The sequence below is a fragment of the Rhizobium changzhiense genome (assembly GCF_013087625.1).
In the GTDB taxonomy this organism is placed as follows: domain Bacteria; phylum Pseudomonadota; class Alphaproteobacteria; order Rhizobiales; family Rhizobiaceae; genus Rhizobium; species Rhizobium sophorae.
This window is the reverse complement of sequence record NZ_JABFCQ010000002.1, coordinates 474,931-487,634: the sequence shown is the minus strand read 5'-3', so window position 1 is coordinate 487,634 and position 12,704 is coordinate 474,931. Positions and strand designations below refer to the sequence as shown.

Below are 12,704 nucleotides of genomic sequence, written 5' to 3'. Positions count from 1 at the left end.
GCGGCGCCAAATTAGTTGGAAAAACCTGCACGACGTTAGAAAGGCGGCTTCTGAATGCGAGGCAAAAGCACGAGCAGACACGTCAACCCAAGACCGACCGGCGATGATCAGCCGCGTTGGGTGCCCATCGATCGCCGGCTTGCTCAGCCACGAGGTTCGCCGCTACTCCGACAGGGACTTCAGGTAAGCGATGATGTTTAGCCGATCCTCAGGCTTGGGTACGCCCACGGTCATCGTGGTGGTCGGTACGACTTCGCGCGGCGCTGCTAGAAATCGGTCCAACGTCGCCTCGTCCCATACTAATCCCGACGCCTTCATGGCCGGCGAATAGCGGACGCCTTCCGCAGCGCCGGCCGCGCGCCCGACAACGCCACCGAGCCCCGGCCCAGCCTTTTTCTGATCCGTGGTCGAATGACAGGCGGAACAGCGCTGAAACGCTTTTTGTCCCAAGGCGACATCTCCCTGCGCTGCCGCAAGAGCCGTCGCCGACGCAAGGATCAAGGTGGAGATAACAACAGAAGCCAAAATTTTTGTCATGCGTGTACTTCCCGAATACAGGCTGCCGAAGCCCTGAAAGGACGGTGTAGTAGCGCGCGCCAGCACCGTTGCTGGCAGGCCGCGCCAAAGACCTTAGACCCAAGACACGCCTCATCTTCTCCGGACATGGCATCGCACTGGAGACGGCGGTTGGTTGGGGACGTTACCTCGCCTCAGCATGGAGCATTAGGCGGTACTATTTGCATGATGTTAGAAATGAGGTTCATAAATGCCCGACAGCCAACGATCGTCGACGAAGGTTGTCTGCCTTGCTTTGCACGAGCAGGAATCAACCCTGTTGATGCCTGCCGCAGCGTGCAATCAGGAAAGCTTAAGCTTTCCTCAGACATCGGTTGCAGGACGGAAGTTCGCCTATCGTCGGCTTGGTGATTCCCCGCTGATGGAGTAGTTTCTCGCAGATCTCGCACGCGCCGAGGCTCCCAAGACGGTCTCGCTTCAACGGCCTGTGTTGCGTTCTTGAATGGCATATGGCACGCCTCGTCACGAATAGCGGTTCAGTCCTTGCGAAAAGCCTGGGCTCGGCTTCATTATTCACCTCAATCGTGGCGTGCATAAATGGCGGGGAATTCCACGACGGCGACCTGCTCTTGTTATTAAAAACGATGACGCCCTTACAGCCTCGGCAGGAGCAGACGACGATGAAACGCCCGGGCATGTCGCAACCCGATCCGGCCGCCTTCATCCGTGCCAACCTGCCTATATCACCCGTTCCCTCGATCCCCGAGATTTGCCTTCATACGGCAGGGCCTGCGAGCGGGCTCTGGCGGCTTGCCGGTAGCAGAGAGGCCGATCCGCCGCCTTACTGGGCTTATCCCTGGGCCGGCGGCGCCGTGCTTGCTCGCCATCTGCTCGACCAGCCGGAAACGGTCGCGGGCCGCCGTGTCCTCGATCTCGGCGCCGGCTCAGGGCTCGTCGCTATCGCGGCAGCAAAGGCTGGAGCGCGCACGGTTACGGCGGTCGACATCGATGCCAATGCCATTGTCGCGATCGGCCTCAACGCGGCGATCAACGGCGTGGATATCGTAGCCCGGGCCGCCGATATCATCGAGGGGCCGCCACCGGAGACAGATCTCCTCGCGGTCGGCGACCTGTTCTACGATCCAGCGCTAGCCTTGCGGGTCATGGCCTTCCTGCGGCGTTGCCAGACGAGCGGCATCGAGGTGCTGATCGGTGATCCAGAGCGCGCCTACCTGCCGCAGGACGAACTCAGGCGAATCGCCACCCATGCGGTTGCGGATTTCGGCGGAGGCTGCGGCGGTGGGGCGGTGCCGGCGGGCGTATTCTCGCTCTTCGGCAACGGCTGAAAGGCTGAGATTATGTCAAGAGATCCGGCCGCAACAGCATCACCGGGCAGGGCGCTCCGGCCGGCAGCTCCGGGGCATGCGGCGGGCGGATGACAAGGCAATCGGCTTCGGCGAAGACCTTCATCATCGAGGAATCCTGCTTGCCGAAAGGCTCGGCGAGCCAGTGGCCGGCAGCGGATTTCGAAAGTTTCGCCCTGATATAGTCCTGCCGGTGGTCGTTGGCGCGCAGGGTGACGGCTGCCTCCACCGTAACCTCGCGCTGCACCGGTGGCAGGGAGGCGAGCTTGCGGATCAGCGGCTCCAGGAAGAGCAGCGAACAGACGAGGCTCGAGACCGGATTGCCGGGCAGGCCGAGCACATGCGTCTCGCCGAAGCTGCCGACCATCAGCGGTTTGCCGGGGCGCATGGCGATGCGCCAGAAATCGAGCTGCATGCCGGCCTCGATCAGCGTGGCCCGCACCAGATCATGGTCGCCGACCGAAGCGCCGCCGAGGGTGACGATCACATCGACCCTGGCGTCCCGCGCTGTGTCGATCGCCGCGCTGATCCTGGCCTTGTCGTCAGGCACGATACCGAGATCGAGCACATCGGCGCCGGCTTTGCGGGCAAGGGCTGCAATACCAAACGTATTGGATGCGATGATCTGCGAAGGGCCGGGCCTGCTTCCGGGCGGCAGCAACTCGTCGCCGGTTGCGAGGATGGCGATCAGCGGGCGCCGCAGCACCTCGACATCAGGCCGGTTCATGCCGGCAGCGACCGTCAGCCGCGAGAAATCAAGCACGGTGCCGGCCGAGAGCACGGCTTCACCTTCGGCGAAATCCTGGCCGCGCGGACGCACATGCTGGCCCTGCCGGACGGGGAAATTGGTTCTGATGCCGCCTTCGATCTTCTCCGCATCCTCCTGCAGCAGGACGCTATCGGCGCCCGACGGGACAGGCGCGCCGGTGAAGATACGAACGGCCTCTCCCTGGCTGACGCTTCCCTCGAAGCCGTGGCCGGCGGAAGACATGCCGATGACCTTCAGCATGGCGCCCGGTTCCGGCGCGTCTTCGCGGCGCAGTGCATAGCCATCCATGGCGGAGGCATTGAAGGGTGGCTGGGTCAGGTTGGCCGTCAGATCGACGGCCAGGACGCGGCCCTCAGCCTCGGCAAGCGGCAGCGTCTCGGACGCAGCAACGGGCTTTGCGCTGGAGAGCAAGCGGTTCAGGGCCTCGGCAACCGGGAGAAGGTTCATCTTGCCTCCGGATGACGGAAATCGCCGGATTTTCCGCCGGACTTTTCAAGGAGCCGGATGCCGCCGATCTCCATTGCCTTATCGGCCGCCTTGGCCATGTCGTAAATGGTCAGGCAAGCGACCGAGACGGCGGTCAGCGCCTCCATCTCCACCCCGGTCTTGCCGGTCAACTTGGCGGTTGACGTGACGCGCAGGCCGGGCAGGGCAGCATCTTCCTCGATCTCAACCGTGACCTTCGTCAGCATCAACGGATGGCAGAGCGGAATGAGATCGGCGGTGCGTTTTGCCGCCATGATGCCGGCAAGGCGCGCCGTGCCGATCACATCGCCCTTCTTGGCATTGCCTTGGCGGATGAGAGCGAGCGTTTCCGGCGCCATCTTCACATGGCCCTCGGCCGTGGCGATGCGCACCGTCTCGGCCTTGTCGGAGACATCGACCATATGCGCCTCGCCGGAGGCACCGATATGCGTGAGGCCTGGCTTTGGGCCGCTCATATCATTCGGCCGCGATGGCGGCTTCGCCAAAGAGCAGTGTGCGGGTGGCGGCGGCGACGTCCTCCTTGCGCATCAGACTTTCGCCGACAAGGAAGGTATTGATGTCGACGGCCTGCAGGCGCTTGCAATCGGCATGGGTGAAGATGCCGCTTTCGCCGACCAGGAGCCGGTCTGCCGGCACCACGGGGGCAAGCGTCTCGCTGACGGAGAGGCTGACCTCGAAAGTACGGAGATTGCGGTTGTTGATGCCGATGAGCGGTGAGGAGAGTTTTAGCGCCCGCTCCATCTCCTCGGCGTCGTGGACCTCGACCAGCACGTCCATGCCGAGGGCGAAGGCCTCGTCCTGCAGGCGCTCGGCTTCATCGTCCGACAGCGAGGCCATGATCAGCAGGATGCAGTCGGCGCCCCAGGCGCGAGCTTCGTGCACCTGATAGGTCTCGAACATGAAATCCTTGCGCAGCGCCGGCAGCGTGCAGGCAGCGCGGGCGGCTGTCAGAAATTCCGGCGCGCCCTGGAAGCTCGGCGTGTCAGTCAGTACTGAAAGGCAGGCGGCACCGCCTGCCTCATAGGCGCTCGCCAGCGACGGCGGATCGAAATCCGGGCGAATGAGACCCTTCGAGGGGCTTGCCTTCTTGATCTCGGCGATCAGGCCGAAGCGGCCAGCGTCGCGCTTGGCAATGAGCGCCTTGTGGAAGCCGCGCGGGGCGGACTGGCCGGCCTGCATCGCCTTCAGATCTGCAAGCGACACTACCGCCTTGGCAGCGGCGATCTCCTCGCGCTTGTAGAGTTCGATCTTCTTCAGGATATCGGTCATCGAACAATCCTAATCGATATCGTTGGAAACGGCGATGAGTTTGTCGAGGGCGAGCGCGGTCGCACCGCTATCCAGCGACTGCGTGGCCAGCGTCATGCCGTCGCGGATCGTCTCGACTTTGCCGGCGATGACGAGCGAGGCGGCAGCATTGGCGAGCGAGACATCGCGATAGGCATTCTTGGCGCCGCCGAGCACTTCGCGAAGCGCTGCGGCGTTAGCGACACCGTCACCGCCCTTGATGTCGGCGAGCACGCAAGGACTGACGCCGAAATCGGCGGGCGAGAGCTCGAAGGTGCGGATCTTGCCGTCTTCCAGTGCTGCGACTTTCGTGATGCCGGTGGTGGTGATCTCGTCCAGGCCGTCGCCATGGACCACCCAGACGCATTCGGAGCCAAGATCGCGCATGACTTCGGCAAGCGGCACCAGCCATTGCGGCGAGAAGACGCCGAGCAGCTGGCGGCGGACGCCGGCCGGATTGGAGAGCGGCCCGAGCAGGTTGAAGATCGTCCGCGTGCCGAGCTCCACCCGCGAGGGGCCGACATGGCGCATGGCGGAATGATGCAGCTGCGCGAACATGAAGCCGACGCCGGCTTGGGCGATGCAGCGGGAGATGATCTCGGGACCGACGTCGAGTTTGACGCCGAGTGCGGCCAGATTGTCGGCCGCGCCCGATTTCGAGCTCAGCGCCCGGTTGCCGTGTTTGGCGACGGGAACACCGGCGCCGGCGACGATCAGCGCTGCCAGCGTCGAGATGTTGTAGGTGCCGCTGGCGTCGCCGCCGGTGCCGACGATGTCGATCGCCTCGGCCGGGGCCTCGACCGTCAGCATCTTCGAGCGCATCGCGGTCACCGCGCCGACGATCTCGTCGACCGTTTCGCCGCGCACGCGCAGCGCCATCAGGAAGCCGCCGATCTGCGAGGGGGTCGCCTGGCCCGACATCAGGATGTCGAAGGCGGCGCGGGCCTCGTCACGCGTCAGCGGCTCGCGGCTTGCGGCCTTGGCCAGGAACGGCTTCAGATCGGTCATAAAGCCTCCTAGCGGGTCGTTGCCTGTTCGGCGAGTGTCTGGTTGATCTGAGCGCCATACTGCGTCTGCAGCAGGTTGACCATCTGATCGAGAATATCGTCGCCGGCGGCATTGGCCATGGCGGTGATCTGGGCATCGCGATTGTTCAGCACATCACCGGTCGGCTGGGTGTTGACCTCGGTGACCTTCAGCAGGATCTGCGTCGAAGGATCGGCGCCGACAGCACTTGCGACCGTATCGACCGGACCCGAGAAGGCGGCTGTGACGCCGGCCCGGCCGAGGACTGCATCATCGGTCGCGCGGGTGACACCGCTCTTGCTTTCGACGGCAATGCCAAGCGGCGTTGCGATATCGGCAAGGGCCGTGCCCTTCTGCGCCTCGGCCTTCAACGCGTCGGCCTTTTTGGCTAGCTCGGCTTTCTGCTGCTCCGCCGTCCAGTCCTCGACGGCCTTTTCGCGCACTTCGGCGACCGGGCGGTCGCGGTCCGGCGTAATTTCGCGGACGTTGAACCAGACATAGCCGTCATTGCCGATCGGCAGCGGCGGCGCATCGACGCCGACTTCGGTCTTGAAAGCTTCGCCGAGCAGCTGCTGCTTGGCTGGGATATCCTTGACCTCTTTGCCATTCTTGTCGGCGCCGGTCATATCGACGGCATCGACGGTTACGGCCTTGAGATTCAGCTGGCCGGCGATATCCTCGAGCGTCGAACCGCCAGCGCGCAGATCCTCGATGCGGTCATGAACGTTGATCACTTCCTGAGAGGCGTTGGAAAGCGCCAGCTGCTTGCGGATATCCTCCTTCACCTCGTCGAAATTCTTCGCCGTTTCCGACTTGATGTTGGTGACGCGCAGGATGACGGGGCCGAAGGAGCCATCGACGACAGGCGTCGTGCCGCCATCGCGCGAAACCGCGAAGGCTGCATCGGCAACGGCCTGGTCGGGAACCTTGTCCTTGGTGAACTCACCGAGAAGCACGTCGCTTGCCGTCTTGCCCTGGTCGGAGACCAGCTGATCGAACGTGGTGCCGCTCTTCAGCGCCGTTTCGGCGGCAGCGGCGAGATCCTTGCTGGCGAAGGTCAGCTGTTCGATGGTGCGACTTTCCGGCGTGCGATAGGTATCCTTGCTCTTGTCGAAGGCTTCGTGGATCTGGTCGTCGGTAACGGTCGCGGCATCGGCAATATCGGCAGGCTGCAGCTTGAGATAGACGAGCTTGCGGTATTCGGGCGCCCGGTAGCGCTGCTTGACACCTTCGAACCACGTGGCCAGCACGTCGTCGGCAGGTGCCTTGATCGGCTCGATATTGGCATTGGTGAGCAGCAGATATTCGACGCTGCGGCTTTCTTCGCCATAGAGCTTCAGGGCGTCGACCAGCGTCTTCGGTGCGGTGAAGCCGTTGGAGATGGCATCGACCACCTGGCTGCGGACAGCGACCTTGCTGCGCTCCTTGATGTAATCGTCCTGGCGGATGCCGGCATTGCGCAGGCGCGAGATGAAGAGCTCGCGGTCGAACCGGCCGTTGACGGCCTTGAACGCCGGATCGTCAGCGATCAGCTGGGCGAGGCGATCTTCGGAAAGGCCGAGGTTCATGTCTTCGGCGAGCTGGTCGAGCGAGGCGCCGGCGACGAGCTGGGCGAGCACCTGCTGCTCGACGCCGAAGGCGCGGGCCTGCTCGGGGGTGAGGCGCGTGCCGAACTGCTGGCTGAGGCTTGCCACCTGGCGCTGATAGGCGAGGTGGAACTCGTTGACGTCCACATGCTGATCGCCGACGGTCACGACCGTGGTGCTGTTGCCGCCTGATAGCAGCTCATGCGACACGCCCCAGACGCCGAAGGACGCGACGAGCAGAAGCAGGAGGAGCTTGGCAACCCAGGTCTGAGCAGCTCTTCTCAGGATATGGAACATAGAAACGCAAACCTCGCAGTATCATTGACCCGCGCGCCGGCGGACATTCGACGTTCCTTAAAACAAAGCCGACAGGAAATGAAGGGTTTCTCGCGCGAAAAGCTGCACAAGGGGCCCGCACAGCCGCGGTGGCTTTGCGGCGAACAAAAGATCGGTAGCGGCGGAACCTTTCGGGCCGCCATTTCGTTGAAGCGGCATCCCATGAAACAGGAGCAGACCATGGCAGAATTGAAAACCGCTTCCGCCGAATCCACCGCTGCGCGCGTCAAGGCTGATATTGCAGCAGACGATCTGTCGGCACAGGTTGCAGCCCTTCGCAACGATCTCTCCCGACTGACGGAAAGCGTGGTCGCGCTGGGGCAGGGGGCGAAGTCGGCGGTGACCGACGAGGCTTCGCTGATGACGGAACGGCTGCGCGACAAGGTGCGCGAAGAACCGCTCGTGGCACTCGCCGTGACGGCAGGCATTGCCTACGTGTTCGGCCTGCTCAGCCGCCGCTGAACGGAATTGAGGGTAAGGAAAAGCCGGACGTGATGAACGCCCGGCTTTTAATATTTCCGACGATCGGCAAGAGCGCCCCTTAGCGGCGGATGACGCGCCCGATCGCGATCAAGATGCAGGCACCGACGAAACCGGTGATCAGATAACCCAGCCAACCGGCGAGCGGCTGGATGTGCAACAGACCCAGGATCCAGTTGGCGACGATGGCGCCGACGATGCCGAGCAGTATGTTCATGAGCAGGCTCATGCTGCTGCGCATGGCCTTTTCCGCCAGCCATCCGGCGACGCCGCCGATAATGATGGCTGCAATCCAACCCACGCCTGCGTCTTCCATGGTTATCTCCCTCCTGGCAAAACGAGTCACAGAATGCACGAAATGAAAGGAAGTTCCACTCCCAGTTACGGAGATCGTGTGCGGGTTCAGCAACTTATGTGACTCACAGCTGCAGCAGGGTGACCGGAGAGCGCAGCGCGTGGGCGACTATCTGGAACAGCAGGCCTGCAATGGCGAGCAATGCGAAGCCAATAGGCATAATCAGGCTTTTGCTAAACATCATCCCTCTCCCCTTTGCGTAAAGCATAAGCGGAAGCGGGCGGAGCGCAACAATATTGTTAATGAATAGTTAAGCCTGGCAATTAATTAAAATTAAATACATCGATGAGCAGAAAAATACTTGCGGATGTTGAAAACTTTGTTTTGCACTTTTCCCGTGTTAGTGACAGATCATCTGCGATCTATGCGCTCCAGACCTTCCGGTCTCCGTCTTGTTGTCGAGGCGGCAACTGGTGCTGCAATCCAGCGGGCCGCAGAATGTGCTGAAGCTGTTCCAGTAGCGAACTGGCTGTCAGGCCAGCCGGATCTACGTCCTGTGAACAACGAGCATGAAGACGAGGAAGGACGCTGTTGCGACCGTCGCAGCGAAGGCAATCTGGTAATCCATGTCGTTAACCCCGATTGGATGGCTCCCGTAAACGCCTGTGGCGTCACCGAGTTCCACGCCTGCGGATTGATTTTGGCGAAGAATGCGTCATCTTCCCTTGATCGCCATTCAATCCGGGGAAACACTTGATGCCAAAAGCTGCAATCGCCATCGCCTGCATCTGCCTGCTGACACTTTCCGGGTGCGGCAATACCGCATACGGGCTGAAGAAGGACGGACAGGAGGCGAGCCACGCCATGGACAATGCGACACATCGGGTGCTTTCGGCCGGCGCCAAGAAGTGATGCAAGCGATGAAAAAAAGCCCGCCTGGGGTGAGGCGGGCTTAGGATTAACAGGGAGAATGGACGGATAGACTCCGCCTCAACTCATAAAGCAGTTTCTTAAGCGCATGACTTTACGTCATTCGACGTAGCGCGACCGGCAACGACCGATGCGGCCATGATTCGCAATCGAATCAGAGATATCCGGATCGAATCAGAAGTTGCCCCAGTTCTGAGCGCGGGCACGAGCGCGAATAATTCGGTATTCGCGACCGCCATAGAGCGAGCCGATTGTCAGCAGAAGCGTCAGAACGTCCCAGATGATATGCATGTTATCCTCTTAGGTTGGACGGGCCCTGCCGTCGATCGGGTAAAGATACAATAGCAATCTTTCAGACGTGCTTATATGACAAGAAATCGGGATGAGCGGGAAAGCCGGCAGGGCGCTTCCGCAGAAGAGAGGCGGCGTTGCCGCCTTGGAGCAGCAAAGTGAACAGATTCGACGGTGGCTTATGACGATTTTCTCCGTCCGCCACATCACGTCCTATCGTTACGTCAGGGACGTCGATTTCGGTGAGCATCGCTTGATGTTCCGGCCGCGCGACAGTTTCGACCAGCGGCTGCTCGAAGCGTCGTTGACGATCTATCCTGAGGAAAGTCATGTGCGCTGGATCCACGATGTTTTCGGCAATTGCGTGGCACTCGTCGATTTTTCGAGGCCGGCGTCCGAACTTCGTTTCGAAACCTGGATCACGCTCGATCATACGCCGCAGGTGGCCCTGGATCTCAAGGTCGACGACGCAGCCCTGACCTATCCATTCTCCTACGACAAGGACGAAATCGCCGATCTGACGCCGGCGATGCAGCGCCATTATCCAGATCCGAACGACGAGGTCGGACGCTGGGCGCGGCAGTTCGTGCGCCTTGGGCGTCCGACGGAGACCGGGCATCTGCTGATGACGCTCTGTTACGCCATCCGCGAGAGCTTCGTCTATGCGCGGCGCCATGAACATGGAACGCAGACGCCGGTGCAAACCTTGCAGCTTCGCTCCGGCACCTGCCGGGATTTTGCGCTTCTGATGATGGAGGCGGCACGCATCCTCGGCCTCGCAGCGCGGTTCGTCACAGGCTATGTCTATGTTCCCGACCGGGACGGTTCCACCGTGCTCGGCGGCGGTTCCACGCATGCGTGGTGCCAGATCTATCTTCCAGGCGCCGGCTGGACCGAGTTCGATCCGACCAACGGCATCGTCGGCAATCGCGATCTCATTCGTGTCGCGGTTGCCCGCGATCCGCGCCAGGCCGTCCCATTGAGCGGCAGCTATGACGGGGACGGGAAGGATTTCGACAGCATGACGGTGCAGGTCAACGTCACCACGAGGTAATCTCGATTACCTCCGAAGTAATCTGGGACTGCCACGAGTTGGCCGCGCAGTGACAGTCCCGCGGCCACGGAACCGGGTAGCGCGATCAACGTTCCATACTCACCTCCACCGATGCGGAGACGCGACAAGGAAGCGACAATGAAGATACGCGCCGGGTTTCATCTGGGCTATGAATGCACGCAGCCGACGCCGATGCTGCTCGTCCTCAACATCCATCCCTCCCGTCGCGCCGATCTTCTCAGCGATCAGATCCTGACTTTCGACCGGCCGATCGAGGCCTGGGGCTATACCGATGTGTTCGGTAATGCCTGCAGCCGGATCGTCGCTCCGCCGGGGCTGACGACGATCTCCACGGAATTCGAGATCTACGACAGCGGCCAACCCGACATCGTTCCCGACGATGCCGTCCAGCACGCGATCAATGACCTGCCGGACGATGTGCTGGTCTTCCTGCTCGGCAGCCGATATTGCGACACCGACAGGCTTGCAGATTTCGCCTGGGCAACCTTCTCGTCGACGCCGCTCGGCTGGGCGCGCGTTCAGGCGATCTGCGATTTCGTCCATGACCACATCACCTTCGATTACCAGAAGGCCGACCTCCTGCGCACCGCGCATGGCGGCTTCATCGACAAGGCAGGCGTCTGCCGCGACTTTGCCCATCTCGCCATCGCGCTTTGCCGCTGCATGAATATCCCGGCCAGATATTGCACCGGCTATCTCGGCGATATCGGCGTGCCGATCGATCCCAATCCGATGGATTTCAGCGCCTGGTTAGAGGTCTTTCTCGGCGGCCACTGGCATACGGTCGACGCTCGCCACAACACGCCGCGCATCGGCCGGATCCTGATCGGAACCGGCCGCGACGCCACCGACGTCGCCATGTCGACAGCCTTCGGCCCGGCAACGCTCTCCCGTTTCGAGGTGATCACCGAGGAAGTGCCGCCGGAGGCGGTGAAAGCCGATTGATCGCGGAGTCACGGGCGAGGGACTTTATGCCTTCTTCAAAAACTCGGTTTTCAACACGAGGCCTTTGACCTGCTTGGTGCTGCACTCGATCTCGCCCGGATTGTCGGTCAGACGAATGCCCTTGACCAGCGTTCCACGCTTCAGCGTCTCCGAGGTTCCCTTGACTTTGAGGTCCTTGATCAGCGTCACGGAATCGCCGTCGTGAAGCTGGCTTCCGTTGCTGTCCTTTACAATGATGTCGGTCATAACGTCCTCGTTTGGTGATCACAACGGGAAATCACGGCGACGCGGGATAGTCAACACACGGATCAATCCGGTCAGACCTTAGATCCTACGCGGCCCTTCAATCAGCGCGCTCGCAGGTGTCCCGAACGCAGCCGCGCAGCCATCGATGCGCGGGGTCGGCATCCATCCTGGGGTGCCAGAGCAACGAGACCGTAATCTCAGGCGTCGGGACGGGGAGGGGAAAACTATGCATCCCCGCGCGTAAGGCTCCGGTGTGCCGTTCGGGCACGCTGGCGATCAGATCGGAGTTCCGGGCGAGCGCCAGTGCCGTGGAAAAGCCGCTGACGATGGTGGCGATCTGCCGTTCCAGCCCGAGCGCATTCAAGGCGTCATCGATCGGTCCCTTGTCGAGGCCGCGCCGCGAGACGTAGATGTGCTCGCCGCCGGCATAAAGGGAGGGTGTCATCTCGCACTCGCAAAGCGGATGCCCCAAGCGCACGACGCCGATGAAACGATCGCGGAACAGGGCCTGCGCCCGCACCTCTGGACCCGTCGTCCCGCTGACGACGCCGGTTTCTAGATCGACGGTTCCATCGCGAAGCGGGCCGCTGTCCTTGTCCGGTTTCTGCACGAAGCGCAGCCGCACACCGGGCGCTTGCCGGCCGAGGCGTGCGATGAGATCAGGTCCAAAGCTCTCGGCAAAGCCTTCGCTGGTGCGCAGCGTGAACGTCCGGACCAAGCGTTGAAGGTCAAGCGCCTCGGCAGGACGCAAGGCCGCCTGCGCGTCCTCGACAATCTGGCCGACCCGCTCGCGCAGTTCGAGCGCGCGCGGCGTGGGGACGAGGCCGCGGCCGGCGCGCACCAGCAGCGGATCGCCCGTCGTCTCGCGCAATCGCGCTAAGGCCCGGCTCATCGCCGACGGGCTGAGCCGCAGCCTTCGCGCCGCACGCGCAACGCTGCCCTCGGCTAGCAACACATCGAGGGTGGCTAGCAAGTTGAGATCGGGTGTCGACATACATCAGGTATAACACGGTTTCATGCTGATGTGGCGTTAAACGCATGGATGAAGTGCAAATCATGCGCCTTCCGCCAT

The 12,704-nt window shown here is 62.1% G+C and carries 14 protein-coding genes; 5 read left to right on the top strand and 9 right to left on the bottom strand.

From position 1 onward, the window contains the following. Positions 1-162: 162 nt before the first annotated feature. Positions 163-537: a c-type cytochrome gene (locus G9X68_RS11775; protein WP_171602511.1), complete on the bottom strand. Its 375-nt coding sequence runs from the start codon at positions 535-537 to the stop codon at positions 163-165. Between the two features lie 659 nt (positions 538-1,196). Between G9X68_RS11775 and G9X68_RS11770 the strand changes: the two genes are divergently transcribed. Beyond that, a complete protein-coding gene (locus tag G9X68_RS11770) occupies positions 1,197-1,862 on the top strand; it encodes a class I SAM-dependent methyltransferase (RefSeq protein WP_171602510.1) in 666 nt (221 codons plus the stop codon). A gap of 10 nt (positions 1,863-1,872) precedes the next feature. On the opposite strand, the gene G9X68_RS11765 is transcribed toward G9X68_RS11770, so the two are convergent. From G9X68_RS11765 to G9X68_RS11745, 5 genes are read right to left on the bottom strand one after another with little or no spacing between them, the layout of a single operon-like run. Next, positions 1,873-3,096: a molybdopterin molybdotransferase MoeA gene (locus G9X68_RS11765; protein ID WP_171602509.1), complete on the bottom strand. Its 1,224-nt coding sequence runs from the start codon at positions 3,094-3,096 to the stop codon at positions 1,873-1,875. Beyond that, entirely contained in the window at positions 3,093-3,590 is a 498-nt protein-coding gene (gene moaC, locus G9X68_RS11760; protein WP_171602508.1) for a cyclic pyranopterin monophosphate synthase MoaC, read from the bottom strand. The genes G9X68_RS11765 and moaC overlap by 4 nt, the downstream gene beginning before the upstream one ends. 1 nt (position 3,591) lies before the next feature. Continuing rightward, positions 3,592-4,404, bottom strand: a complete 813-nt coding sequence (gene trpC / locus G9X68_RS11755) for an indole-3-glycerol phosphate synthase TrpC (protein ID WP_171602507.1) — start codon at positions 4,402-4,404, stop codon at positions 3,592-3,594. Between the two features lie 9 nt (positions 4,405-4,413). Next, complete coding sequence (gene trpD / locus G9X68_RS11750) at positions 4,414-5,430, bottom strand: anthranilate phosphoribosyltransferase (protein ID WP_171602506.1); 1,017 nt, start codon at positions 5,428-5,430, stop codon at positions 4,414-4,416. 8 nt (positions 5,431-5,438) lie between these two features. Then, positions 5,439-7,331 (bottom strand): peptidylprolyl isomerase, encoded by a 1,893-nt coding sequence (locus G9X68_RS11745; RefSeq protein WP_171602505.1) that lies wholly within the window; start codon positions 7,329-7,331, stop codon positions 5,439-5,441. A gap of 219 nt (positions 7,332-7,550) precedes the next feature. Between G9X68_RS11745 and G9X68_RS11740 the strand changes: the two genes are divergently transcribed. After that, positions 7,551-7,832: a hypothetical protein gene (locus tag G9X68_RS11740; RefSeq protein WP_025394620.1), complete on the top strand. Its 282-nt coding sequence runs from the start codon at positions 7,551-7,553 to the stop codon at positions 7,830-7,832. 79 nt (positions 7,833-7,911) lie between these two features. Here the strand turns inward: G9X68_RS11740 and G9X68_RS11735 are convergent, their stop codons facing one another. After that, positions 7,912-8,166, bottom strand: coding sequence for a GlsB/YeaQ/YmgE family stress response membrane protein (locus tag G9X68_RS11735; RefSeq protein ID WP_168311315.1), 255 nt, complete (start codon positions 8,164-8,166; stop codon positions 7,912-7,914). A gap of 735 nt (positions 8,167-8,901) precedes the next feature. Here G9X68_RS11735 and G9X68_RS11730 point away from each other — a divergent pair. The 3 genes from G9X68_RS11730 (at position 8,902) to G9X68_RS11720 (ending at position 11,386) form a co-directional block, all read left to right on the top strand. Beyond that, positions 8,902-9,057, top strand: a complete 156-nt coding sequence (locus G9X68_RS11730) for a hypothetical protein (protein WP_018445292.1) — start codon at positions 8,902-8,904, stop codon at positions 9,055-9,057. A 490-nt stretch (positions 9,058-9,547) separates the two neighbouring features. Next, positions 9,548-10,420, top strand: coding sequence for a transglutaminase family protein (locus G9X68_RS11725; RefSeq protein WP_171602504.1), 873 nt, complete (start codon positions 9,548-9,550; stop codon positions 10,418-10,420). 138 nt (positions 10,421-10,558) lie between these two features. Further along, positions 10,559-11,386 carry a transglutaminase-like domain-containing protein gene (locus G9X68_RS11720; RefSeq protein ID WP_171602503.1) on the top strand — a complete coding sequence of 276 codons (828 nt, stop codon included), beginning with the start codon at positions 10,559-10,561 and terminating at the stop codon, positions 11,384-11,386. Between the two features lie 24 nt (positions 11,387-11,410). On the opposite strand, the gene G9X68_RS11715 is transcribed toward G9X68_RS11720, so the two are convergent. Both G9X68_RS11715 and G9X68_RS11710 read right to left on the bottom strand, forming a co-directional pair. After that, complete coding sequence (locus tag G9X68_RS11715; RefSeq protein WP_020050017.1) at positions 11,411-11,632, bottom strand: alkylphosphonate utilization protein; 222 nt, start codon at positions 11,630-11,632, stop codon at positions 11,411-11,413. Between the two features lie 97 nt (positions 11,633-11,729). Continuing rightward, positions 11,730-12,626 (bottom strand): LysR family transcriptional regulator, encoded by an 897-nt coding sequence (locus G9X68_RS11710; RefSeq protein ID WP_171602502.1) that lies wholly within the window; start codon positions 12,624-12,626, stop codon positions 11,730-11,732. Positions 12,627-12,704 lie beyond the last annotated feature (78 nt).